19 protein-coding genes and 2 pseudogenes are annotated in these 24,848 nt (G+C 38.8%); 5 read left to right on the top strand and 16 right to left on the bottom strand.

Going from position 1 to position 24,848, the window contains the following annotated elements; translation table 11 throughout:
* Nucleotides 1–215 precede the first annotated feature (215 nt).
* The 5 genes and pseudogenes from mtnA to TR08_RS01085 all read right to left on the bottom strand — a co-directional run bounded on the left by mtnA (nucleotide 216) and on the right by TR08_RS01085 (nucleotide 8,494).
* Nucleotides 216–1,280 (bottom strand): S-methyl-5-thioribose-1-phosphate isomerase, encoded by a 1,065-nt coding sequence (gene mtnA, locus TR08_RS01100; RefSeq protein ID WP_152597313.1) that lies wholly within the window; start codon nucleotides 1,278–1,280, stop codon nucleotides 216–218.
* A 5-nt stretch (nucleotides 1,281–1,285) separates the two neighbouring features.
* Nucleotides 1,286–2,518 carry an S-methyl-5-thioribose kinase gene (mtnK, locus tag TR08_RS01095; protein WP_045515058.1) on the bottom strand — a complete coding sequence of 411 codons (1,233 nt, stop codon included), beginning with the start codon at nucleotides 2,516–2,518 and terminating at the stop codon, nucleotides 1,286–1,288.
* Nucleotides 2,519–2,534: 16 nt separating this feature from the next.
* A pseudogene (locus TR08_RS31735) lies at nucleotides 2,535–2,672 on the bottom strand (ABC transporter permease); the annotation flags it as partial.
* Between the two features lie 175 nt (nucleotides 2,673–2,847).
* Nucleotides 2,848–4,095, bottom strand: coding sequence for a helix-turn-helix domain-containing protein (locus TR08_RS01090; protein WP_045515056.1), 1,248 nt, complete (start codon nucleotides 4,093–4,095; stop codon nucleotides 2,848–2,850).
* 319 nt (nucleotides 4,096–4,414) lie between these two features.
* Entirely contained in the window at nucleotides 4,415–8,494 is a 4,080-nt protein-coding gene (locus TR08_RS01085; RefSeq protein ID WP_045515054.1) for a S8 family serine peptidase, read from the bottom strand.
* Between the two features lie 808 nt (nucleotides 8,495–9,302).
* On the opposite strand from TR08_RS01085, the gene TR08_RS01080 reads away from it, so the two are divergent.
* The gene (locus tag TR08_RS01080; RefSeq protein WP_193747657.1) at nucleotides 9,303–10,409 is read left to right on the top strand and encodes a GerAB/ArcD/ProY family transporter; all 1,107 of its coding nucleotides are present in this window, start codon (nucleotides 9,303–9,305) and stop codon (nucleotides 10,407–10,409) included.
* Nucleotides 10,410–10,519: 110 nt separating this feature from the next.
* Here the strand turns inward: TR08_RS01080 and TR08_RS33010 are convergent.
* From TR08_RS33010 to TR08_RS01055, 6 genes and pseudogenes are all read right to left on the bottom strand, one after another.
* Nucleotides 10,520–10,714: pseudogene (locus tag TR08_RS33010) on the bottom strand (lysozyme family protein); the annotation flags it as partial.
* A 188-nt stretch (nucleotides 10,715–10,902) separates the two neighbouring features.
* The gene (locus TR08_RS01075; RefSeq protein ID WP_045515052.1) at nucleotides 10,903–12,372 is read right to left on the bottom strand and encodes an aldehyde dehydrogenase; all 1,470 of its coding nucleotides are present in this window, start codon (nucleotides 12,370–12,372) and stop codon (nucleotides 10,903–10,905) included.
* A gap of 2 nt (nucleotides 12,373–12,374) precedes the next feature.
* On the bottom strand, nucleotides 12,375–12,827 hold the full coding sequence (locus tag TR08_RS01070) for a RidA family protein (RefSeq protein WP_045515049.1): 453 nt from the start codon (nucleotides 12,825–12,827) through the stop codon (nucleotides 12,375–12,377).
* The gene (locus TR08_RS01065; RefSeq protein WP_045515091.1) at nucleotides 12,824–13,834 is read right to left on the bottom strand and encodes an amidohydrolase family protein; all 1,011 of its coding nucleotides are present in this window, start codon (nucleotides 13,832–13,834) and stop codon (nucleotides 12,824–12,826) included. Before TR08_RS01065 ends, TR08_RS01070 begins: the two co-directional genes overlap by 4 nt.
* The gene (locus tag TR08_RS01060; RefSeq protein ID WP_045515047.1) at nucleotides 13,831–14,373 is read right to left on the bottom strand and encodes a 3-hydroxyanthranilate 3,4-dioxygenase; all 543 of its coding nucleotides are present in this window, start codon (nucleotides 14,371–14,373) and stop codon (nucleotides 13,831–13,833) included. The genes TR08_RS01065 and TR08_RS01060 overlap by 4 nt, the downstream gene beginning before the upstream one ends.
* A 440-nt stretch (nucleotides 14,374–14,813) precedes the next feature.
* Nucleotides 14,814–15,560 (bottom strand): IclR family transcriptional regulator, encoded by a 747-nt coding sequence (locus TR08_RS01055; protein ID WP_045515045.1) that lies wholly within the window; start codon nucleotides 15,558–15,560, stop codon nucleotides 14,814–14,816.
* Nucleotides 15,561–15,833: 273 nt separating this feature from the next.
* On the opposite strand from TR08_RS01055, the gene TR08_RS01050 reads away from it, so the two are divergent.
* Genes TR08_RS01050 through TR08_RS01040 form a run of 3 tightly spaced genes read left to right on the top strand, consistent with a single transcriptional unit; the run spans nucleotide 15,834 to nucleotide 17,654 of the window.
* Nucleotides 15,834–16,052 carry a tautomerase family protein gene (locus TR08_RS01050; protein ID WP_045515043.1) on the top strand — a complete coding sequence of 73 codons (219 nt, stop codon included), beginning with the start codon at nucleotides 15,834–15,836 and terminating at the stop codon, nucleotides 16,050–16,052.
* Nucleotides 16,036–16,827: a 2-keto-4-pentenoate hydratase gene (locus TR08_RS01045; protein WP_045515041.1), complete on the top strand. Its 792-nt coding sequence runs from the start codon at nucleotides 16,036–16,038 to the stop codon at nucleotides 16,825–16,827. Before TR08_RS01050 ends, TR08_RS01045 begins: the two co-directional genes overlap by 17 nt.
* Nucleotides 16,828–16,868: 41 nt before the next feature.
* Entirely contained in the window at nucleotides 16,869–17,654 is a 786-nt protein-coding gene (locus TR08_RS01040) for a 2-keto-4-pentenoate hydratase (RefSeq protein ID WP_152597311.1), read from the top strand.
* A gap of 254 nt (nucleotides 17,655–17,908) precedes the next feature.
* Here the strand turns inward: TR08_RS01040 and TR08_RS01035 are convergent, their stop codons facing one another.
* Nucleotides 17,909–18,436, bottom strand: a complete 528-nt coding sequence (locus TR08_RS01035) for an FAD synthetase (protein ID WP_081954309.1) — start codon at nucleotides 18,434–18,436, stop codon at nucleotides 17,909–17,911.
* Nucleotides 18,437–18,787: 351 nt separating this feature from the next.
* Nucleotides 18,788–19,564, bottom strand: a complete 777-nt coding sequence (locus TR08_RS01030; RefSeq protein ID WP_045515033.1) for an IclR family transcriptional regulator — start codon at nucleotides 19,562–19,564, stop codon at nucleotides 18,788–18,790.
* 267 nt (nucleotides 19,565–19,831) lie between these two features.
* Between TR08_RS01030 and TR08_RS01025 the strand changes: the two genes are divergently transcribed.
* On the top strand, nucleotides 19,832–20,344 hold the full coding sequence (locus tag TR08_RS01025; protein WP_045515029.1) for a flavin reductase family protein: 513 nt from the start codon (nucleotides 19,832–19,834) through the stop codon (nucleotides 20,342–20,344).
* A gap of 444 nt (nucleotides 20,345–20,788) precedes the next feature.
* On the opposite strand, the gene TR08_RS01020 is transcribed toward TR08_RS01025, so the two are convergent.
* The 3 genes from TR08_RS01020 to TR08_RS01010 all read right to left on the bottom strand — a co-directional run bounded on the left by TR08_RS01020 (nucleotide 20,789) and on the right by TR08_RS01010 (nucleotide 24,845).
* On the bottom strand, nucleotides 20,789–21,529 hold the full coding sequence (locus TR08_RS01020) for an alpha/beta fold hydrolase (RefSeq protein WP_238579050.1): 741 nt from the start codon (nucleotides 21,527–21,529) through the stop codon (nucleotides 20,789–20,791).
* Nucleotides 21,530–22,861: 1,332 nt separating this feature from the next.
* On the bottom strand, nucleotides 22,862–23,845 hold the full coding sequence (locus TR08_RS01015; protein ID WP_045515026.1) for an ABC transporter ATP-binding protein: 984 nt from the start codon (nucleotides 23,843–23,845) through the stop codon (nucleotides 22,862–22,864).
* Entirely contained in the window at nucleotides 23,826–24,845 is a 1,020-nt protein-coding gene (locus TR08_RS01010; RefSeq protein WP_045515024.1) for an ABC transporter ATP-binding protein, read from the bottom strand. Before TR08_RS01010 ends, TR08_RS01015 begins: the two co-directional genes overlap by 20 nt.
* Nucleotides 24,846–24,848: the final 3 nt, after the last annotated feature.

Raw genomic sequence — 24,848 nt, 5'->3', positions numbered from 1 at the left:
TTGTTCAAAATCGAACAAGAAATTGCCGTTTTTTTGTCTAGACCATGCTTACATTTCTAAAAACGTAAGTTTTTCAGTGCCCTCAAGATAGCGGCGAGGTTTTGCATTTTTAATATACCAATTACTATGTTAAACCGAATGCCATTTCGGCTTTTAAATTTAGAAAAGTAACTCAAAACGGAACCCTTTATCAGTTAGACTCAGCTTTTAACATTTTATTTTTTGAACATTTTTGGAAGACTTTCACTATATGGTGCGTAAGCAATCCCATTTTCCGTAACGATGCCAGTAATTAATGAATGGTCGGTAACATCAAAGGCAGGATTATAGGTTTGAACGCCATTAGGTGCCATTGATTGCTCATACCATTTACTTGTGATTTCTTCGGACGGGCGTAATTCGATGTGAATGTCATCCCCTGTTTTACATTCTAAATCAACCGTAGAAAGTGGTGCACAAACATAAAATGGAATGTTGTAGTGTTTTGCTAGAATTGCCACACCAGAAGTCCCAATTTTATTTGCTGCATCACCGTTTGCTGCGACACGATCACAGCCAACCAAAACAGCCTGAATTCTGCCTTCTTTCATAACGATTGAAGCCATGTTATCACAAATTAACGTGACATTTACTCCTGCTTGCTGTAGCTCCCACGCGGTTAAACGGGCACCCTGAAGTAAGGGTCTTGTCTCATCAGCGTAGACTTTGAAGTCATAGCCTTTTTCTTGCCCTAAATAAATCGGAGCTAATGCCGTGCCGTATTTGGCCGTTGCGATGGTGCCAGCATTACAATGGGTTAGTAATCCCCAGCCTGGCTCGAGCAAGGATAACGCATTTTCTCCAATCGCTTCACAGATTTTTTCATCCTCTGCACGAATAGCTTCAGATTCCTCTTTAAGTGCTGCCTTCACTTCCGCTGCACTTTTCCCTGTTTCTTGTTTAAATCGATCCTCCATCCGATTTAACGCCCAGAACAGGTTTACAGCCGTTGGTCGTGAAGTAGCCAAGTAATCCTTCACTTTCTTAAAGTCTTCAAAAAGAGCTTCATACGTTTCGGCAGTTGATTTCTTTGTTCCTAAATAGGCACCATATGCTGCTGCAATTCCGATTGCTGGTGCTCCACGGACCTTTAATTGATAAATCGCATCCCATATATCCTCCATTTCCTTTAATTCGAGGAAATTGGTTTCATTAGGTAAAACGGTTTGATCTAATAATACTAACGTATCATTCTGATCATCTAGTCGTACAGATTGTATGACAGTAACTGGATTTTGCACTACGCTTATGCCCCTTTCACAGATGTAAGTTCAGCAGATTGTATCACATTGATAAAATCAGCACCAGACTTGATAGAATCGCGGTTAAGTATAAAAGCTTTTCCTGCTGTTAAACAAATACTCTCTGCTTGGATTCTCACATCACGGTCTTCAATGGAAGTAATATCCTTCACCTTTGCAAGCCCGATAATCCTTCGCAGAAGTTCAAGACCAGCCACTGCTGCAGTATCTTTTAAAATATGATTTAAATAATATTCCTTAAATCCATCATAGCTTGCCACTCGTTCTGTTGCTTTCTCATCCCAAGCTTTGTTGAATTTATCTGTAAATAAATTTACAACATCTTTAATAGTCGTGACAAGATAATTTAAATAATCATCTCTTGTTTCCTCATCTTCGATCGTAAACTTACCATTTGCGTAGGCAAAAATAAGATTGGCAATCACATTCCCAATATCATAGCCGGCTGGTCCATAAAAAGCGAATTCAGGGTCAATTACCTTGGTAGAATCATCTTTTATAAAAATAGATCCAGTATGAAGATCGCCATGAAGTAACGACTGAGCATTTGTCATAAACTCAAATTTTAATTTTGCACTTTCCAATACTAATTTTTTATCATTCCAGATGTTTTCTTTTACAAATTCCTTTGACCCTTCAAACACATCATTTCGAGGGCAATCATAAAAAGGTTCAGTGTACACCAAATCTTCAGTTATTTCACAAAGCTCTGGGTTAATGAATTGCTTAACTAGTTCTTTCTTTTCTTTGTGTTCCACCACAACATCTGATGTTAATAATAAGGTATTTACTAGAAATGTAGAAATATGGTCAGCAAAAAGTGGGAACTTCTTATGTTTTAATAGAGCTGTCCTCATAATCTCATGATCTGATAAATCATCCATTACAGTGCAGTTCATAATTGGATCATAATTATATACTTTCGGTACAAAACCTGGAGCTAGTTTATATTGTAGCTGTAGTATTTCACTTTCAATCCGATTTCGGTCTGGTGAAAGTTTAAATTCGTCAGAGATACGTGCCACTGGGCCAGCTTGTTTAATAATGATAGACTGGTTGTTTTTTACATCCACTATTTTAAAAACATAGTTTAAGTTTCCATCGCCAATTTCTTTACAAGTCAATTCCGCTTCTTCTGGAAAAAGTTTGATTGCTTTTGCATATTCAATCGCATCTTGTTCTGTCATGGTGAAATATTCAACTGTGAAATCTTTCATTACGAACCCCTCCAAATTATTTCTTTTTATAGTAAGTTAAGGCAAGTGCAAGAGCTAGAACCGTTCCCTTGACGATATCCATTGCGTAATATGGCACAGACATCATGACTAGACCATTTTGAAGAATCTCAATTAACACGGCTCCAACGAAGGTTTTTATTATCGTACCGTATTTATACAAAAAATCAAATAATTCAAACCCCTTTTTTGAGGGTGATTTTTGTTGAACTGGGGTTGCACTGCTTCATAAATTAGCAATTTAAAGGAAACTGACATTCTATGTATCTAACGAGTGATTTTTGCACCAAAACCTCTTTTTTTATTAAGACTTATTCATGATCATAGTAGCTCTTTCTGCCTTGTATGTAAGAGTTGGCAAGGTCCAATGCTTTTTGAACGGCACCAATTCGGTTATAGAAGTGGAAGAGTTTTTTTTCGTAGTGTTCAATTAACATGGTGAAGCCCATATTTTTAAAAAAAGGAAGGGCTGTAGTCTCAATAAAATGATAGTAATCGTCTTCTGTATGATTAAGCTGATAAAGGTGTAGTTCAAAAAAAATCCAGTTATACGATTTTGTCAATTTTGCTATTCTTAGGCCATTATGTGCTAATTCTAATAAAATCTCATTTGAAAGTAGTTTTCCTTTATAACAAGTATTAATATAACCATCTAATGAAGTTAAATAATGAGGAACCTTTTTATCCATTAGTTCCATGGCTTCTTTGTATAGTTCGGATGCTTCTTTGTATTTTTTTCTTCTGTAAAGTTCAAATGCAAGATTATTAAGGAGCTTTGATTTACGATCTATTTCATTAATGCTATCACAGGTACGTATTAAGTGTTCGTAACGTTCTTTCGTCTCTTCAAAATCATGAAGCTCCTTTGAATTTAATTGTAATAACATGATCATCTCTGTATCAATTATTCGGATGACATTTAACGTTTTATGAAAATAATCAAGAACTTTCTCTGCATAATAATACGATATTATATTAGATTGAATAAGGTGATAGGCTAGTGCCAAATGATAATAATATTCAAATTGATTATATTGACTTTGATCAATCGATGTTAAAATTTGAATACTATCTCGATACTGTCCGTTGTGAAAATAATATATACCTAGAACATGCTTTAACATATTGCTGTCTTGCAGAGAAAAAGATGATTCATTTTTTTGCAGGTTTTGAATAATTAATAATGCTGTTTCTAATTGATAATTAGATAAATAATACCTTGCAGAGAGTAATTGATAGAAAACTTGAAAATCTGGCAATTGAATCAGTGTTTCTTTTTCGATTTCATCTTTTAAAATTTCTGATTCTTTGCTTTGTTGCATAACAAACGTGTCGTGCCATAACTTAAGTTTCTGTTGAAGATTATGATACCGCACAAATTCATCATCAAGACAGATATTCAATCTTTGAGATAATAAGTGAGTAATTTCCCCTGAGTATTCTGTTATCCCACGTTCTATCTTACTAAGATGTGTAACCGAACAAATCCCTTCACAAAGCTGCCCCTGAGTCAACCCCGCTTTTTCACGATAAAACTTGATAAGTTTCCCCTCAATCATAGCTTCACCTCTAAGTTATAATTTTACCTACTATATGTAGAAAAAAAATGAATATATTATCTATATATTCTAGTAAAATTATGAAAAGAGCAAGGCTACTATACTAGCTTCCCTCTATTTATTAGCTTTTTCAATATTTACTCTTGTTTCCCTCTTTTACGAATTCCCACTCTACCTCAATATTCTATTCTGAAGAAAATCCAAATAACGCAACCTCATTGCAATACTCTCTTTCTTTAAAAATACATTTAGAAAAATTTTATACTTTCTTTAAAAGTTAAAACACGATGAAGCTAAGCTTTCATCGTGCTTTTAATCGTTATGGCTGTATTCCCAACTCAACTAAAATTGATTCTAATGTCTTTCCTTTATACATTTTCTTTGGTTTTGGAGCATTTTCGACATGCTCATTTTGCTTGAGATAGTTTGTTTGAACGTATTTCATATCTTTGACATCAACTATTCCATCAAAGGTGATATCCGCTGCACGCTTCTTTGTTTTCCATGCATTTTGAATTTCAATCGCATCTAGAACATCAATGACATTGTCTTGGTTTACATCACCTGCAGTAATTTCAAGAGCAGGTATCCATCGATTTTGACCATATAACTCACCATTGTGCTCAAAACCAATACCAGAATTTAGTTTTTCTTTTGTGACAAAGTGGCCTGGGACTTTCATTTCAATCGTGAAATCCTTTGTGGTTAACGGCAGCTTATTGAATACATATTGTCCATTTTCTTCTACCGTTGATGTCGCATCGAATTCATTTCCTTCTGAATCAAAGATTTTCACTGTACCTCCAACCTTGCTCCAATCCCTTTTTTCCGTAACAGTACCTTCTTCATTTTTAAATCCTTGCGGAGTGACATAACCCCTAGCCATTGAGAATTGAGGATTAGCCTTCCAGCTATAACCAGCTTTTAACACACTGCTTGTCTGATTATTAGCATCCGTTACGCTCACGATCGGATTTATCGCTGCATCAAGGATAAATTGTTCATCCTGAACCTTTAACGTAACCTCAACGACTTTTGCATGGTCTAATACTCCACTCTCTTCATTAAACTGGACAGTAACGACATTGTCTTTAATCGTTAAAGAAGCTTTGTCCGAGAATTCGCTGTGAAGCTTTGCATCTACTAACTCTACTCCAAATACCCCACTGTCATAGCCTCCGTCACCATTAAAGTTCCATTCCGCCTTTGACACTGCGTTAAGGTTATCTAATGATAGCGTTGCTTTTACCGTATCGCCTGTTTTCACCTCATACTTTTCGCCTTGAGCATACGCGACAGGTGTACCTTCCTTTACAAAGTAATATTGCTTTGTAGCTGGTTTGTTTCCTGCCATATCATATCCATTCATGCGGAATTGAAGTGCTGGGATGGATTCATCCATGGCGATTTCTTCGACAAACTTTCCTTCTTTATCCATTGGAATTGGCGTAGAAGGGAAACCCCAATCACCCCAGTAATAAACCATCGAGTTCGATGATTGATCGATATTTACGCCCAATTTCTTTAGTTCGTCAACGGTTGGATCTGTGATTTGAATTTCGAATGGATATGTTTCTTGACCTGGCTTATATTCAATAAATGGAGATTTTCCATCAAGTGAACTTTTGAAGCTCGGTGCATCGAGATCGATGAACAAATGCTGCGTTTCAGTCGTAACCTTGCCGGAAGCACCTGTACCAATGAATTTCAAATTGTAATGTCCTGGTTGCACATAACTTACTTCTTCTGAAATTGGCTGTTTTGAGTTTCCTGTAAACTTATAGTAAGATCCATTAAATGCATATAATCCATAATCTACATTGTCGTATCTACCTTCTAAATTAATCGTTCCTACAAGCCCGAGGTCCTGTCCGGTTTTAGCATCTTGTAGAACGACATCCATTTTTTCCATTGGCGCACGCAGGTTAAAATCAGCATATACAAATGGGGTGCGCATAGGGTCCCATCCTACTTGGGTTAAATGACTTGGGGAATAGGCAGGATTTAGTACCTCCATCTTATTAAACCCATCCTCCATTGTTCGGAAGCTGAAAGGAATGCGATATTGCTCTGATGAATTTGCATTGTTTGTTAAAGTAATATTTCCTTCGTAAATTCCATCCTTAGCTATCTTAGGGATGAGCAAACTTGCTGTTACTTTTTTAAAGTCTTCGCTTTTAACGGAAATATTACTTGGTATATCCAGCACCACTCCGTTTTCCTTCAAGCTATTTGAAGCATTCGTTTCAGTTACAGAGACACTGAATGTTTTGTTTACATTATCATTGTTTTCAATAGTGATTGATTTTTTTAGATTTAGTTTTTTATCTGCATAGTGAACATCAAAGCTAAGTCCGCCGGTTAATTCTTTAACTCTGATTAATTCTTCAGCACCTGGAACAAATGTTTTATCGTTAATTTTGAAGCTTGTTCCACTATACACAGCTTGGTATGGATCGACTCTTCCTGCTCCCACTTCAAATACGCTATAGTCTCCATTGAGTGGATCTGCTGTATTCATAAGGACGGTTTTGATATCTTCAGGCTGTAATTGCGGATTCGCTTGCAGCATGAGTGCTGCAATCCCCGCTGTATGAGGAGTAGCCATAGATGTTCCAGAATATCTGGAATATGCATATTGATAGTTTTCTTGATGATCAGAGTCCACCATATAAGAAGGGACAGTTGAAAGGACACTTACTCCCGGTGCAGTCACTTCTGGCTTCATATCATATGTTTGTCTTGCAGGGCCTCTTGAGCTGAAGTCTGCTAAGTGGTCACCCTCAGTCTGTTTATCCGCATAATTGGAGAGGGTAAATTTCGTTTCTCCTGCTTGAATCTGTGCTTTAATGCTTTCTCCAGCTTCTTTTGTTAAAGAAAATGCCGGCACAAAATCAACGGACTCACCAAGATTTGCGTTAATCTGTCCTTCAACATTGTTATAAAGAAGAACGGCTGCCGCACCATTTTGTTTTGCAATGCTAACCTTTTCCGCTAAGGCGAATTCTCCCCGTGCCACAAGCGCAATTTTCCCTTTTATATCCTTGCCGGAATAATCAGAGGCTTTTCCTAAACCGACATCCACTACCTCGTAGGATTTCCCTTCCCACTCCTTTAACTGGTCTGCATAGTGGCGCGCCAGACTAACGAGTTCAATCGAATTTTTATTCCCGATTTTCCCATTAAATGTAGATATCGCCATCGGCACATCACTCGCCCCAACTGTCAAAGCAAGTGCTGCCGAGCCAGGTGAACCTAATGTATAATCGTCTGGTCCAGCATTTCCAGCTGCTACAACCGCTGTTACATCGTTTAGGACAGCATAGTTAATGGCAGTACTGGTTGGATCATATGGATCATTGATGTCCGACCCAAGGGAAAGGTTGATGACATCCATGCCATCGTTTACAGCTTTTTCTATACCTGCAATGACCCCTTCGGATGATCCTGAGCCATATGGCCCAAGAACACGATACGCATATAAATCCACATCAGGAGCCACACCTTTCACAGAAACCTCTGCATTCGTTCCTTGTCCAGCAATGGTACCTGCGACATGTGTTCCATGGGAAGTATAATAGGAAGATCCGTACCAGCTAAATTCCGGTTGCCCCGAAGCTTGCCAATCCTTGTACGTTGCCTCCATTGGATCATTATCTTGATCTACTAAATCGTAACCGCCTTTATAGGCATCTTTCAAATCAGGGTGGTTGTAATCAATCCCTGTATCAAGAACCCCAACTTTAATACCTTTACCCGTAATGCCTTCATTGTGCAGCTGGTCAATTTTTAAATATGGAAGGCTTTCAACGGATGTACCAGGGGCTGCTTTCTCTCCCATAGCGATCGGATCGACCTTAAATTCTACATCTTTATAAACTGCTTTTACCACTTCGGATTGTAAAAGCTGCTCTACCTGATTCGCTGGCAGCTTCATAGCTACCCCGTTATAAACGGTCTTATAGGTTGAAGTGATCTTATGACCTGTTTTCTTGCTTCTAAGATTAGTAGATGGAAGAATAGTTTGTATGTCTTTTTTAAACTGAGCATGTTCCTTTTCTAATTGTTCATCCGCTTGTTGTTTTAAAAGCTTCTTTCCTTTTATTTCAGCATCCAAGACTGCAACTTTTCCCGGCTTTGATTTAAACTGGACGATGACCGAGATTTCATTATCCTTTTCCAAATCTTCCTTTTTAAATCCTTGCAATCCGTAATTATCTGTCATTTCCAGTTGATTTAACGCTTTTCGTTGTTCACTTGTCAACGAAGCCAAGACGTCTTCTGCCTTTATGTTCGCTGCATTTGCATAAGGAATGAAAGGCGTGTTTGCCGATGATAACAGCAAGCCAGCTGACAGCGTAATCGCCGCTGTTCGTTTAATGAATGAATGAATTTTCATATGTTCCCTACTTTCTTAAATTGTAAAGAAGATTTCCGTTAAAACATCCCTTTCTAAAAATTTTAAAGATTCATATAATTAAAATTTAACAGTCATTCTTTCTGATTGCTATGGGGGTAATTTTACTGTTCTTTATACCTACTTTTTCTTTTAAAAGTTCTAAAAAAATAAAAGAAAGTTATTTTTTTTGCGAGTTTTAGTAGAAAAGACCCGAACGTATTTTTATGAATTGGGGTTTTCTTAGAAAATATCATTTATGTTACATTCGGTTTTTTACTTAGAGCATAAAACAGCCACAAGGGTATACATAACACGAGTAAGATCAAGATAAATAGGTGACATAGTAATGACGATTAAATCAGAAAAAAACATCGTACGTCCAATACTCCATCCTATAGAGGGAGGTATCTTTGTTTTTGCTTCCATTTGCTGCTTAATTTTGCCCTCTTTTTACATAAATTTTCTAAATTAGTTAAAAGATAATGATGAATCAGTGGTAAAGGGAGTCCGTACATGGGTTAAAAAAATCTTAAATTTGCAATGCGACATATTAGTCTTAATTGGAATATATTTTGCCATTCGTTTTATATACACAAAAGAAATATACATACAGGTAAACGGATATACGGTAAATATGCTTGGCTTATTTATAGAAACGATTGAATTTGTTGGGATATGTAGATCAGTGGGTGAGAAGGCTAGTGAAAAGATAAAATCAATCAAGTAAGTTCATCTCTATCCCCAGGTGAAGCTGTCATAGATCGAAATAATTAGAATTACCTAACATTTAGGAGGTGAGGTAAAAAAGATGTTGGAAAAAGGCAAAATATCTGCTTTTCAAATGGCGATCATGATGTATCCTGTAATTGTTGGTACTGCAATTATGTCTGTTCCAGCTATCACGGCGGACTTTGCCAAGAACGATATGTGGCTTTCACCGATATGGGCTTCCTTTTTTGGATTTCTGGCAGTTTATACAGCATTTCAGTTACACAAGTTGTATCCGGGACAAACGATTATTCAATACAGCGAACAAATCATTGGTCGGATCCCAAGTAAGATCATCAGCTTTATTTTTTTGCTCTTTTATATCCAAGTTAATGGTGAAGATGCAAGGATTTATGCGGATTTTGTTATTGGCTCCTTTTTAAACCAAACTCCGATTATTGTCGTCATCTCAACTATGATCTTAATCTCTGCCTTTGCCGTACGTGGAGGTATAGAAGTAGTGGCGAGGGTCGCCCAACTGTTTCTTCCTCTTTTTGTATTTTCATTGGTAATAATCCTCGTACTACTCTTGCCTGAGTTAGAAATAAAGAATATGTTTCCGATCATGGAGAATGGGATTATACCTTCAATTAAAGCAGCTGCACTACCGCAGTCTTGGTTTGCTCAATTCCTACTTATAGCCTTTTTCCTTCCCTATTTATCAGATGTAGAAAAGGGACCAAAATGGGGCATGATTGCAGTGTTTACCGTCATGCTTACTTTTATTGTAACGAATCTAATCATTCTTTTTCTATTCGGGGCAACGACAGCAAGTCATAATTATCCGCTATTGTCGGCAGCACGGTATATTAGCATTGCTGATTTTTTTGAGCATCTTGAGTCAATCATCATGGCGATGTGGGTAGCAGGAGTATTTATTAAATTCTCAGTTGTTTATTATGCTATTGTACTGGCTATTGCCCAATGGCTGAAACTTTCTGATTACCGCCCCATCGTTTTTCCAGTGGGTTTACTCACCGTGTTGTTTTCATTTTGGGGGTACCCTAACCAAATGGTAGTAGAGTATTATGATATATTTGTTTGGACTTATTATTCCCTTTTAGTCCAAACGCTCCTTCCATTATTGTTGCTTCTCATCACCATCTTACGGGGAGGAAAACGACAGAAAAGGAACTCACCATCATAACAAGTGATCAGTGTTCAAGACCATTTTTCCGATGACACTGACGATATTTTAATAAATATCAACATCGTATTCCTATCTAATTACTCGGAATTTAAAAATGAATAATGATCTTATCGAGAGAAGGGGAGGGACTGGCCTAATGATGCTTCAGCAACAGGCAAATACATCATATGACTAAATTCAATAGCTACTTCTTTGGAGTATCCCCCACGCGCTAAGGCATAACCTATAAAGCCATTTCCAAAGTTATACGCTTGCAAAGACAGGTTTATATCACCCTTTACTTGCTTCAATACTTCCGCAAATACACGATATTGTTGAGATATTTACTTTGCCTTAGCTGTATGCCTTCAGGCATACGTTTCTCTTTAGCGTTACTAAAAGATGGTCAAAATCTTTTCTTTTTTGTCCTAAGTAGTTCCTAACAATGTCCCAAGAGAATGGTTCTCTCGGGACATTAAAATTTTTGATCGTAACATAAAATCCACTTTTTTTATTTTTTCATTGTAATAGTCTTTGCTTCAGTATAAAAATCAAAGCTGTGACGGCCACCTTCACGTCCGATTCCACTTGCTTTTGCGCCGCCAAATGGTGTCCTAAGGTCACGGACGTACCAGCAATTCACCCATAATAAACCTGAGTGAATTTGTGAGGTCACACGATGGCCGCGTCTTAAATCATTTGTCCAAACGACACCAGCAAGGCCATAGATGGAATCATTGGCAATTTGAATCGCTTCTTCTTCCGTTTTAAATGGAATAACTACCGGAACAGGTCCGAAGATTTCTTCCTGGGCAACTCTCATTTTATTGTTTACATCATATAGAACGGTCGGCTCATAGAAGTTTCCATCAGACAGTTCTGTAATTCTTTTACCACCATAAGCAAGTTTCGCACCTTCTGCAAGGCCTATTTGCACATATTCATCCACAGATTGCAAATGTCCTTTTGACACAAGTGCACCCATATCGGTTGCTTCATCGGTTGGATCGCCAACTTTAATTTTCTTAACGGCTGCTACAAACTTATCTAAAAAATGATCGTAGACACTTTCTTGAACAAGAATTCGGGAACCGGCTAAACAAATTTCGCCTTGGTTGCGGAAAATCGCTTCAATCGAACCGGCAACTGCTTCATCCAAATCGGCATCTTCAAAAACGATATTAGCGGATTTCCCCCCCAACTCCAATGAAACAGGGATTAAATTTTCAGATGCATTCCGCATAACGGTTTTACCTGTATTGGATTCTCCAACGAAAGAGATTCTCCGAACGGATGGATGAGAAGCCATAACGGTACCAACTGAACCGCCAGGGCCGGTGATGATATTCAACACGCCAGGAGGCAGTCCCGCTTCATTGGCAATCTCTCCAAGCAACACAGCACTTAATGGTGTATAGGATGCCGGTTTAATGACGACAGTATTTCCCGCTGCCAATGCGGCAGAAGCTTTCCATGTCATTTGCATAAACGGCAGATTCCATGGGATGATCAAACTGGTCACACCCGCTGGCGCATATTGTACATAAGACATATGGCCGCTCATGTCAAAGTGCTCATGAACCATATATTTCGCCATTTCGGCAAAGAAACGAAAATTTGATGCAGCGCGCGGAATATCGAACCCGCGGCTTTCCTTAATCGGCTTTCCGACGTCCAATGTTTCGACTAAAGCCAATCTATCAACATTTTCCATGATTAAATCGGCCATTCTGCAAAGGATTTTCGATCTTTCCTCAACAGGCATATTGCTCCAAACCCCACTCGCAAAAGTGCGCTGTGCCACTTCTATCGCAAGATTGGCATCCTCCACTCCGCCATTGGCAACTGAAGCATGCTTTCTATTTGTCGCCGGATTATAGGAATCAAATGTTTCCCCTGAAAGTGCGTCTCGGTATTCTCCATCTATAAAAAGTTTAGCATCTTGAATAATGATATTTTCTGCAGTTAACCCTTTCGACACATTTACTCCTCCTCTATCTCAATAACCATTTCAATTTCTATAGCTGTATTGTTTGGCAATTGTGCCATGCCAACTGCTGAGCGGCCGTGCTTCCCTTTTTCGCCAAACACCTTCATGATCAGGTCAGATGCGCCGTTCATGACCTTCGGCTGGTCGGTAAATTCTTCCGTACTGTTGACCATTCCGAGTACCTTGACGAACTGCTTTACTTTGCTTAGTTCGCCAATTTCATTTTTCACAACACTTAAAAGGTTTAACATTGACTGTTGTGCAGCTAAATAGCCTTCTTCTACCGTTAAATCCCGGCCCAATTTCCCGTGGTACTGGTCGACACCTTGACCTGCGGTAAAAATTAGATTTCCCGTTCTAACACAACCCACATAGTCTCCGTGTGCAGGCCGTAATGCCGGTAATTCCAGCCCTAATTCAGCCAGCTTTTCTTCTGGTGTACTCATGATTTAACCTCTTCTTTTACTTTTACATTTAAAAAGGCAAGTGCATTTTTCCCTAAAATCGCCTGTTTTTGTTCTTCTGATAGTTCAAGAGTATCATCCACTACTTTTCCAGGAGGAATCTCTCTTAGTAAAAATGGATAATCGGATCCCATGACAATTTTTTCATGGCCGAAACGTTCTACTAAATATTTAATGTTTAATGGATCGTAGTTTAGTGAGTCAAAGTAAAAGTTTTTCGCGTAATGGCTTGGCGGCTTGCTGATAACGCGCAAGTGCGGCCATACCTTCCAGCCTTGATCAAGACGCGGAAGGATATATGGGAAAGACCCGCCACCATGGGCGAAACAAACTTTTAGTTTAGGGAATTTCTCCATTACACCGCCGCAGATTAAGCTAGCGGCAGCAAGAGCTGTTTCACTAGGCATGCCTACCGTGTACATAAAATTATGGCGCGGCATCCGTTCTCTGCCTAATGTTTCCCATGGGTGAACAAACAACGGTACCTCCCATTTTTCAGCCGCTTCGAAGAACTTCGTAAATGCCGGATCATCGAGATTTTTCCCGTTCACATTTGTTCCGATTTCAATTCCTTTTAGGCCAAGCTCATGAATGCACCGATCCATTTCACGAATGGAGGTTTCCACATCCTGCAGCGGCACTGTACCCAGACCAATGAAGCGGTCTGGATACATATTCACGGTTTCTGCAATAAAATCATTTTGGATTTTTGACATTTCTTCAGCAGCTTTCGGATCCGCCCAATAAGAGAATGTGACCGGAATAGGTGACAATACTTGAATATCTACCCCTTCTTCATCCATATCCTTGATTCTCTTTTCAGGATCCCATACCTGGTCCGTTACTTCACGGAACACCTTACCAGCGACCATAATATTGGCACCACAGGAGCAGGTCTTCTCAAGTGTCGGCCAGCGTTCGCCTCCAAATTTTTCCATAAAGTTTGGAATATCTTCTGGGATGATGTGTGTATGAAAATCTACTCTCATTTCCACAAACCTACTTCTTCGGACATTACATGACCGCATTTTTCACAAGTGCGAAGATCTTTGCTGCTGTTGAATTCTTCAATGGCTCCTTTTACTTGTGTTTCAATATCTGTTAATTGAACAGTTTTACGGTGCATTTCTTGATCACAGTTATCACAGAACCAAACGAAATCCTCTAGTTCTCCTTCTTCGCGCTTGCGTTCAATAACAAGGCCATAAGTGTCTGCAACACGGTGCGGAGAATGTGGCACGTTTGCAGGAAGCATAAATACTTCTCCTTCTTTAACAGTTACAACTTCACGCTTTCCGTTATTAATAACCTCAACATAGCAATCACCTTTAATTTGGTAGAAGAATTCATCGGAAGGATCCACATGGAAATCGCGGCGTCTGTTCGGTCCGCCAAGAATCATACAGATAAACTCGGAATCTTCCCAAAGAACTTTATTATTTACAGGCGGCTTCAACTGATCCTTATTTTCTTCAATCCATTTTAATAAATTAAACGCTTTCAACTCGGTCATAGTCGCTTTTGCCATTTTATTATTCCTCCATTTTTTTATTCTATTTTTTATTAGTAAACTGCAAGATAGGAATCTTGGAATTTACTAATTTCTAATATAAATATAGTGAATAAGTAGGTTTTAAAAAATCGAGTTTTTTCACCATGTGAAATTCGTTGAATTTTTTAAATATTTTTTATTAATAATTAATAACCAATTTATCAGAACGATTTTTAACTGCAATCTTACCTTTATTGAGCGCATAAAAAAAAGAGCTTAAGCTCTTCAGATTGTCGAGAAAGGGGTATTTTTTCTCGGCAATTTTTTATTATTCGGGATCTAGGGCCCGAAATTAATAGCTTTCTTCTGAATAAAAAAGATTGCCTTCCACTTAACCCATCTTGGCTAAGTGTGTGGCAATCTTTTTCATGTTCTGGCAAGCTGCCTCTTAATTTTCCCCCATAAAAAAATACCTCTTAAATTTCAATATATCCCAGCTCTTTTGAAATAGATTGTGCGGTGCTTTTTAAACTGCGGATAATCATATCACGATTGCTGTCCTGCATATAGGACGGAGGGCCGACTAAATTAACCGCTGCTATAATTTCGCCTGAATAGGAGAAGATTGGTGCTGCCACTCCATACATGTCATCTGAATTTTCACTATTACTGATCGAATAGCCTTTTTTGCGGATCTCAGAAAGCTCCTTTTTCAATTGATTAATATCTGTAATAGTATTAGGCCCCTCATATGACAAGCCCCTGTTAATCGTCTCCTGCAAATAAACAGAATTGTAAGCCAACATGATTTTTCCGGAGCTAGTCGCATAAGCCGGTTTCCTAGACCCAATATAGGTCTGAATCGGAGTAGATTCCTCTGATGATACCCTTAACACAAAAACAACCGTCCCTTTGTCGAACATGGCAATATGGACAGTTCCTTTAAATCTAAGAATCAACTCTTTTACTATAGGCATTGCCTTTTCATACACATCCTGCTGAAACATCACATGATTATTCCATTCAAGGACTCTCCAGCCAAGCCGATATTTTTTCTTATTATCTTTCATCAATACACCTTCATCACACAATGTCGTGACGATATGGTGTGCCGTACTAACATGCAGCCCTAATTTTTCAGCGATTGTGCCAATCCCTAATACAGGTTCTTCATTAGAAAAACAGCTGATAATTTGGCATGCCTTTTTCACGGACTCAATCATAGTAGATTCGCCCCTTCAAAGAAGATCTTAAAGTGATAGAACAAATAACAAAATAGCTAGAATTATATTAAACTTATTATAAGAAACTCTCTTTGCATAAGCAAGGTAGCCTTTATCTATGGAAATCAATAATTTTCAGAATTAACTAAAAACAAATTGACTTTACCTATTGTGTTTACTTTATAATAGAACTATCAATATTTGAGAATGGCATTCGATATTATCGAACAAAGGAATATTTCTCGATTCCTCTTTATGATATGGGGTGAAAAAATGCCAGTTATTCAGATGACACTTGTGCAAGGCCGAGATAATGAAGTGATAGAAACCTGTATCAAAAATGTAGCCAGAACTGTAGCAGAGAGCCTAAATGCACCGATTGAATCAGTACGGGTTATAGTAAACGAAGTTCCTGCAAACCGCTTTGCCGTTGGTACCCTACTAAAAAGTGAAAAAGGAAAAGGAGAGAATACATGTGACTGTTCAATCTAGTAAAAAAACGGAAGAATTAGCTTTCCTCCTCCGTAATGCGGAACAAAAAAGAGAAGGAATATCCCCGCTGTCAGCTGACACTCCTGATTTAACCATTGATGAAGCTTATAAAATCCAACTGATCAACATCCGGGAAAAGCTGAATCAAGGGCAAGTCATTACAGGGAAAAAAATCGGTCTTACCTCAAAGGCCATGCAGGATTTGCTTGGGGTAGACCAGCCTGATTACGGCCACCTTCTAAATAGCATGGAATATGAAAACGGTTCCGTTATTCCTGCAAATATCCTTTGTCTGCCTAAAATTGAGGCAGAAATTGCCTTTAAGCTGAAAAAGGATTTAACAGGCCCTAATATCACGTCCTTTGATGTGCTCTTGGCAACAGAATATATTGTCCCTGCTTTTGAAATTGTCGATAGCCGCGTCCAAGACTGGAAGATTACCATTGAGGACACTGTTGCCGATAATGCCTCTTCGGGCCTTTATGTCCTTGGAGAGCAAAAATTTGAAGTTTCAGAGGCAGACCTTGCCCAATTAGGTATGGGCTTATATAAAAATGGAAAATTGGTCAATACCGGTGTGGGTTCAGCAGCCCTTGGACATCCTGCCAATTGTGTGGCATGGCTGGCAACAAAACTAGCAGAATATGATATTCCATTAAAGGCTGGGGAAATCATCCTTTCAGGTGCCCTATCGGCAGCAGTCGCCATCAACCCTGGAGACCAATTTACTGCCCGATTCGCAGGGTTAGGAGAGGTATCAGTTAGCTTTAAGTAAGACGTGTTCGGATAATGAAAACTATTAATGAGGTGAAAACGGTGGAAGCAACTAAAATACATTCCCTTGCTGAATTTCTTCATCAAGCAGAGCTGGATAAAAGAGAGGTAACTAGAATTACTGCAGAAAATCCAGAGCTGACGGTAGAGGATGCATATAAAATTCAAGATGAAATCATCAAAATCAAACTGGAAGCAGGCCATAGCATTTTCGGTCCAAAAATGGGTCTGACAAGTGAAGCTAAAATGACCCAAATGAATGTTAAAGAGCCAATCTTCGGGTATGTGTTTGATTATATGAAAGTTCAAAATGGCGGCAGCATCTCTATCAGCCAATTGATTCATCCGAAAGTAGAGGCAGAACTGGCCTTTGTTTTAAAGAAAGACTTAGAAGGAGAAAATCTATCGGTTGAAGACGTCTTAGATGCAACCGAATACATTTTCCCTGCCTTAGAAATCATCGACAGCCGGTATGAAAACTTTAAGTTCACTCTTCCTGATGTGATTGCAGACAATACGTCCGCTTCAAGAGTTGTTCTCGGGGACAGCTTACGAAAACCTCATGATTTCCAGTCGGATTTAGTCGGGGCAACTATATATATTAACGGGGAAGCAAAGGCATTTGGAACCAGCTGTGCCATTCTAGGACATCCGGCACTATCGATTTCTACGCTGGCAGCCATGCTCAGCCGAAAAGGCAAATCCTTAAAAGCCGGTGACATTATCCTTGCAGGCGCCCTTACCGAAGCTATCAGATTTAACAAAGACGACTTCATTTCCGTCAAATTTGACGGTATGAACGATGTAACCTTCCATGCTGTAGAGTAGTTTCTTCCTATAGACAGTATAACCGGCGAAGCTTTTAAAACTGGGTATACTGTCTTTATTTTATTTGGAGATTTTACTCACGGCGCAGGACTTACTAAGGTTTAGAGATATTAATTTGTGAATATAGCAACAGTAAAAAGGCACAGCTAAGATCAATTGCTGGCTGTGCCTTTTTACGCTCAAAACATCCAATTGTCAGCTTTAGGATTCTTCCCTCCTGCATTATTTCTCCTGTAAAGCATCATTTTTTGCCCTTATGTCCAGCCGAGAAGCGGGGCCGCTTGTTCCCGTTTTCCCTGTAAAATAAGTTCTCTAATTCTAGTGGAAGAAATCTTTTCTCCATCCATGCTGCAAATTGGATTGATAGACTGGACCGGGAAATGTTCTTTTAATAAATGAACATCTCCCACACGTTTATGGCCGAAGCGAAAATCATCACCAACGAAAATTCTTACAGGATTCAATAACGATAACTCTTCAATAAAATCCTCGGCTGTTCGCTGCAGGTATTTTTCATTAAACTTTGCAAGAACGATATGTTCTACCCCTAAATCACTAATCAGTTGAATCTTTTTCTCAGGAGTTGTCAATACTTTCGCCCCTTGAAAATAAGAACGTGGGGGTGGATAAAATGTATACACGACATTCTGTACACCTTCTAAATGGCTGTTTTTAACCATTTCACGGAGTACAGCCTGATGACCTCGATGTACTCCATCGAAGGCACCAATAGCAACAACTGATCTAGGTAATTGAAGACTGTCAGTTTGATGGACTTCCAATGAATTACTCCTCATCATGCTGTTCTGATACCCATTCGTTATTCCCTCCAAATTTCATAAAATTTCGCTAAATTTATTCTTCCTGTTTCGAAGTATTTGCGTTTTAAAATTTCCTTAGACAGTTGGATCTGTTTCCTTTGTCACGAAACGGACAGAAAGCGCATTCATAAGACCTAAAAATAAATATTAACGTTTACAAACCTGTTAATCTTTAAGTCCTTCAATCCTCCAATCTTTACTATTTGTTTATCACAATACTTAAAAAAACAATTTACTTCGATCACAGGATTTAAAATAGTGAAATATTTATGAAAATTTAGGTAATTTTTAAAAATCCAAACTTAAATAGAATTATCTTTTGGCATATTTCTTATTGGCACTTTTTAACTCAATATAGCCTAGCTCTCGGGAAATGGCTTTAGCAGTATTCACAACACTTCGAATAATGTGGTCACGATTAAGCCCCTTCATATAGCTTATGGGGCCAACTAAATTAACGGAAGCAATCGTTTCCCCTGAATAAGAGAAAATTGGAGCGGCGATGGCATACGTACGTGTATCATTTTCATTATCGCTTATGGCGTAACCTTGTTCGCGAACAGACTTCAAATCCCTCTCAAGCAGCTTAACATCGGTAATGGTATTCGGCCCTTGTCTTGTTAATCCTTTTTCGATTGTTTTTTGAAGATAAGCGTTATTGTAAGCAAGTAATGCTTTCCCTGCACTTGTACAATAGGCAGGCCTTCTTGCCCCGAGATACGTTGGAACAGAGTCTAAATCTTCGGAATTGATTCTTAACACATGGACTACATCTCCCTCATCAAACATGGAAATATGCGCTGTCCCTTTAAATCTCACTATTAATTCCTTTACTAATGGCATCGCTTTATCATAAAAATCTTGCTGAAACATCACATGATTATTCCATTCAAGTATCTTCCAGCCTAGTCTATACTTTTTGTCTATATCTCTCATTAAAACCCCCTCTTTGCAAAGGGTTGTAATAAGGTGATGTGTGGTACTTGTGCTTAAACCCAGCTTTTCTGCAATCTCTGCATTTCCTAACACAGGTTCATCCTGCGTAAAACAACTTAAAATTTGACATGCTCTACTTACTGAATTAATCAATATTAACTCACTCTCCTTAATTCAAACCTTCTTAAATAAATAAGAGGGAATCAACATTTCTGAAAATTCAAAAAAGGCGCATAATAATTATAAAATAGAATATCTCTCATTACAAATATTAATATAGTAGAAACTTACATTTCTTTTTCCTTATCAAAAAAATTTCATGAAATTTCATAATGTTGGACGTGGAGGCTTAAATTTTCAAATATTCTGTTTATGATAGTAAACATACGATCCATTTTAAAAGAAAAGGAGAATGAATACATGCAAAAAGAAACGAACCAAGATTTATTCAAACAAATTATGGGAAACTACCCGACAGGAGTAACAATCGTAACAACCAAAAAAGAAGATGGAACACCAGTGGGGCTGACAGTAAATTCATTTGCTTCTGTTTCACTTGATCCACTATTGGTTTTATGGTCTATAGATCACAGATCTTCCTTACTTGAGGAATTTAAAGAAAGTGGGAAATTTGCTATTCATGTATTGGCAGAAGAACAGGTAGAACTTTGTAAAACTTTTGCAACTAAACACCCTGACCGTTTTAGTACATGCGATTGGAAACTTTCGAGCAATGGATTACCTATTATTGATGGTGTTCTTGGGGTATTTGAATGTAAAACATTTAAAGCCATTGAAGCAGGGGATCATACAGTATTCATTGGAGAAGTGACAGACCTTCAGATCAATAAAGAGAAAGATCCAATGTTGTATCACCGTAGAACTTTCGGCCCTATCCCTAAAGAGTTTTATCGTCCAAAACAGTCTGTGTAGAGGATCTTTATTTAAGAACGCCCCCATACATGTATAATAGAAAAAAGCCAACGACCTTCATATAGGTGGTTGGCTTCCCTTGTTATCCATATAACACTCTAGTGTTATATAGGTTCCATATTTCCCATATAAAAAAACGCTTGGCATACGTATGCCAAGCGTTTTTAATAGATTAAAGTTTATGTTTTTGTAAAATCTGATTTTATTCTTCTATTTATTATAGTAGCGCTTCAGCCTCGTGGATTCTGCTGGATCATTGCTTCCTGAACAAGTCCGTGAGCGGATCCGTGCCTTGAAACAAAGTGTAGGAATCAATATTGATACAGACTGATACAGATTATTTTTGAATCGGAAACCAGCTAATTTTTTGTCATATTAGCTGGTTTTTGCAATGAATACTTAGGATGCAAAAAGACTGCAATCCTTACTAAGGAAAAGCGCCCTTTAACGGAGTTCCCATTGAGCAAGAAATGCATTTAGTGAATTCCTCAATTCGTTGGGTTTAATGAGCATAGGCAAATGGCCTGTTTCAAGCATTTCGATTTTCTGTGGAGCAAGATTGGAGATCATTTTATCCTGTTGGGACAGACTCATTTCTTGATCTTTTGCTAACTTTATATAAAGCTTGGGTACATTTGTTGGAACGATTGCTTTTGTTCGATCTGTATAAATGTGAATAGACTCCGGTACAAAACCACGTACTATTTCGTTCGCCAGCTCAGGTGAAAGATCATTACAAAGTCCCTTACGAATAGCTGACTCAGGTGGTCGCGTACCAAATATACGTAAAAGTACATTCATCAATAAACGTTTTGCAAATGGAAAAGTTGAGAGGAATGATCCCCCATTTTTAGGAATAGTCGCCCCGATTGCAATAAAGCCAACCAGACGCTCCGACAGATCATTAGCAATTTTTAGAGCAAGGACACCACCCAACGAATGTGCTACAATAACATATTTTCTGACTTTCCAAGCTTCAATTTGTCGCTTTATATATGCATTGTATTCTTGTAGAGTCAAACTTTGCCGTAATCCGTTCTCTCCTTCTCGTTCAGGAAAATTAACTAGTAAAAAGGGACTTTTCATTTCTGATACAACCGGTTCCCAAATACGGCTTTCTAAGCCTGCACCTTGAATAAATACCAAACCAATCTGTTCATCTTCCTGCCCTTCAATTTCTCTCATCCTTCTTCCTCCACTTCTTTTCTATCAGTAAAAAGAATTACTATTACGTATGTAAGCAGTCATAAGTATTTATCTTTTAATTCTTGATTATTAAAATAAAATCCTTCTTCAGCTAACTATCCGCTAATTGAATTACTTAGAACTGCGATTCACTTTCTAATCATTCCTTCTCCTATTCAAGATAATGGCCCGATTGTGGAACAAAAATAAAAGAGATTTCTTCAGCTTTTCTGGCGTTCAATAAAAGTCGCCCCATAAACGTCCGTTTATGGGGCTGGTGATTACTTTATCTGAAAACTACCTTTTTGCATTAATTCGTAGTTCCAAAGTTCATTCCCAAAAACAAGGTTCCATTTTTAATCATTAACACAGTTTTTGGTGTTAATATAGGTTTATAGACAAAGTACAGTAGGACTGCCAAGTTAAGCTAGCGTGTAAATTTCCATTTTATGTGAATTTTCTGGCGGACTAGAGCAGCAACCCTGTGACTAGGCCATATAGAAAAAGTTGTACACTCTCGCAACAAAATGTCGAAATATTAGAATAATAAAAAAGTTACGAAATAAAATCTTTAAACCTATTGTTAAGGTTTTTTTGTTAACTATCGGAAATCGATAGTTGAAAAGACGATTCTGCTACACAATAAAAACGAGCCATAACTAGGATTTATATCCAGGTTATGACCCGTTTTTACACGTTAACTACACTATGAAAATTGACCGTCCTTAACGTATTCAAAGAGTTGTTTCGATTGCTTAGAGGTACGTTATGAACGATATATCTATACACTGTTTTTAATGACCACAAAGCTGACCACTGACTGATACAACAGCAAGGATTTTCGTTATTGTGGCATATTCCTGTCTAAACGTTAAGGACATGTTCTCGACGTGTAAGCTGCATTAAAACGGTACTTTTTTGTGAGTAGTTAAGATAACGAATATATCTCGGCTGAACCCCTTCTAGTCTGACAAATGTCGAAAAAGCGACCACTCGGTATCAGATGCTTCACATCCTGCGTCTCCAATTGCTCACCCGGTCGTCAAGGCACCGATGCGTGGCAATTTCGATTTTCCCTCGATAGACGACATACACAACCCAATACGGCCCGTGATTGTGGGGACTGGCGTTATACTGGGGCGGGAGAAAATGAGCGAGCGCCACAAACCCAAACTGCTCATCCCGGTACGATTACAGGGCCCTATTTTCACGGCCATCAAAGTCGCACCCACGTCTCGTTCTCCGCCGTGAAACGCAAGATCTCGCATCGCTTCCTTCACTAGCCGCTTCGGGGATTTCCTGCGATTATCCACCATCATCTATATTATTATTTTAATGTAAATGGCAAGAAACAAAATGATTTCGGGACATTTCTTTCTCTAAGGGAATTTCCTTTTTACAGATATCCATTACAAACGGACATCTGGTATGAAAAATACACCCTGAAGGCGGATTTAACGGTGAAGGAATTTCTCCTTTTAGAATAATTCGTTCCTTTTTCACGGTTGGATTGGGAAAGGGAACCGCCGATAACAATGCTTGGGTATACGGATGAAGCGGTGAGGAAAACAAACTGTCGGTCGGTGCTTGTTCCACCATTTGCCCCAAATACATGACACCAATTCGGTCGGAAATATGGCGCACAACGCTTAGGTCATGGGCAACAAACAGATATGTCAGCTTCAAGTCGTCCTGCAATTGCTGAAATAAATTAATAATTTGCGACTGGATGGATACGTCAAGAGCAGATACAGGTTCATCGCAGATCACCAACTTCGGGTTAACCACCAGTGCTCTTGCCAGTCCTATTCGTTGTCTTTGTCCCCCGGAAAATTCATGTGGATACCGATAATAATGATCCGACTGCAGTCCAACTTTATGAAGGATCTCCATCACCCGTTCCGTTCGTTCTTGTCTCGCGCCGATTTGGTGGATAGCCAAAGGTTCTTCCAGGATCGTACCAATTCTTTTTCTCGGATTTAAGGAAGAATAGGGATCCTGAAACACCATTTGCAGCTCTTGCCTGATATTTCGCAGTTCCATACCGGATAATTGAAAGATATTTTTGTTTTGATAGATCGCTTCCCCATTTGTGGGCTCCGTCAATCTTAATATCGTTCGTCCCATGGTGCTTTTTCCGCAACCGGATTCACCAACCAATCCGAAGGTTTCCCCTTTATACAATTGAAAGGATACGTTATTTACTGCCTTGACTTCCCCTTTAGACTGACCTAATGGTCCTTTTACAGGAAAGTATTTTTTTAACCCTTTGACCACGAGCATCGGGTCGATTTGTTCAGCCGATTTTGTTAACATCGTACCGATCCTCCCTTTGGGCGATTTTTGAATAATGCCAACACCTGACTTTTTGATTGTTTTGAAGTTGGGTCAATTCAGGCATTTTTTCTCTGCAGAGCTCGTCTGCATAAGGGCATCGGGAGGCAAATCGGCAGCCCTTGGGAATGTTGTACAAGGAAGGAACCATCCCCTCGATAACATGCAGTTTTTGTGAGCGGTCACCATCCAATTGCGGAACAGACTTCATTAACCCTTGGGTATACGGATGAAGAGGATGAGCGAAAAGACTTTTCACATCCGATTCCTCGACGATTTGTCCCAGATACATGACCACCACACGGCTGCAAATTTCAGCTACCACGCCTAAGTCATGAGTGATTAAAATGATCCCCATATCCAGTTTTTTGTTTAACTCCATCATTAAATCCAAGATCTGGGATTGGATGGTGACATCCAATGCGGTAGTAGGTTCGTCCGCTATTAACAATTTCGGTTGACAAGCGAGTGCCATCGCGATCATCACACGTTGCCTCATTCCGCCGGACAACTCGTGAGGATATTCATTCACTCTCTTTTCAGGTGCCGGTATACCTGTCAGCCTTAGCATCTCAACAGCCTTGTCGTACGCTTCCTTTTTCGATACCTTCTGATGAAGTATGATAGATTCCGCAATTTGATAACCAATCGTGTACACCGGATTGAGCGAACTCAATGGATCTTGAAAAATCATCGAGATGTCGTTGCCTCTGATGTTTTGCATGTCCGAGATGGAAATTCGCAACAGATTTTTTCCTTTAAAGTTGATTTCCCCTTCGTATTTGACCGTTTGTTTTTCGTCAAACAACCGTAGAATGGACTGGGACGTGACACTTTTCCCGCATCCGGATTCCCCTACCAGACCTAATATCTCTCCCTCCTCAACTTGCAAGGTAATCCCGTCTACTGCGGTTACTTGTCCTCTTTCCGTATAAAAATGAGTCTTGAGTTCTTTGACTTCCAAAAGATGCTGTTTTGCCATAAA

The organism is Neobacillus niacini, from assembly GCF_000759675.1.
In the GTDB taxonomy this organism is placed as follows: Bacteria; Bacillota; Bacilli; order Bacillales; family Cytobacillaceae; genus Neobacillus; species Neobacillus niacini_A.
Note: the sequence above shows the minus strand (reverse complement) of the source record. Positions and strands in the feature narration are given on the sequence as shown.

Bases quoted from the DNA above. Each gene is read 5' to 3' on its own strand.
- mtnK (WP_045515058.1), bottom strand. From the start codon at position 2,518: ATGAAAGATTTCACAGTTGAATATTTCACCATGACAGAACAAGATGCG.
- TR08_RS01090 (WP_045515056.1), bottom strand. From the start codon at position 4,095: ATGATTGAGGGGAAACTTATCAAGTTTTATCGTGAAAAAGCGGGGTTG.
- TR08_RS01085 (WP_045515054.1), bottom strand. From the start codon at position 8,494: ATGAAAATTCATTCATTCATTAAACGAACAGCGGCGATTACGCTGTCA.
- TR08_RS01080 (WP_193747657.1), top strand. From the start codon at position 9,303: ATGTTGGAAAAAGGCAAAATATCTGCTTTTCAAATGGCGATCATGATG.
- TR08_RS01070 (WP_045515049.1), bottom strand. From the start codon at position 12,827: ATGAGTACACCAGAAGAAAAGCTGGCTGAATTAGGGCTGGAATTACCG.
- TR08_RS01065 (WP_045515091.1), bottom strand. From the start codon at position 13,834: ATGAGAGTAGATTTTCATACACACATCATCCCAGAAGATATTCCAAAC.
- TR08_RS01060 (WP_045515047.1), bottom strand. From the start codon at position 14,373: ATGGCAAAAGCGACTATGACCGAGTTGAAAGCGTTTAATTTATTAAAA.
- TR08_RS01055 (WP_045515045.1), bottom strand. From the start codon at position 15,560: ATGATTGAGTCCGTGAAAAAGGCATGCCAAATTATCAGCTGTTTTTCT.
- TR08_RS01050 (WP_045515043.1), top strand. From the start codon at position 15,834: ATGCCAGTTATTCAGATGACACTTGTGCAAGGCCGAGATAATGAAGTG.
- TR08_RS01025 (WP_045515029.1), top strand. From the start codon at position 19,832: ATGCAAAAAGAAACGAACCAAGATTTATTCAAACAAATTATGGGAAAC.
- TR08_RS01020 (WP_238579050.1), bottom strand. From the start codon at position 21,529: ATGAGAGAAATTGAAGGGCAGGAAGATGAACAGATTGGTTTGGTATTT.
- TR08_RS01015 (WP_045515026.1), bottom strand. From the start codon at position 23,845: ATGTTAACAAAATCGGCTGAACAAATCGACCCGATGCTCGTGGTCAAA.
- TR08_RS01010 (WP_045515024.1), bottom strand. From the start codon at position 24,845: ATGGCAAAACAGCATCTTTTGGAAGTCAAAGAACTCAAGACTCATTTT.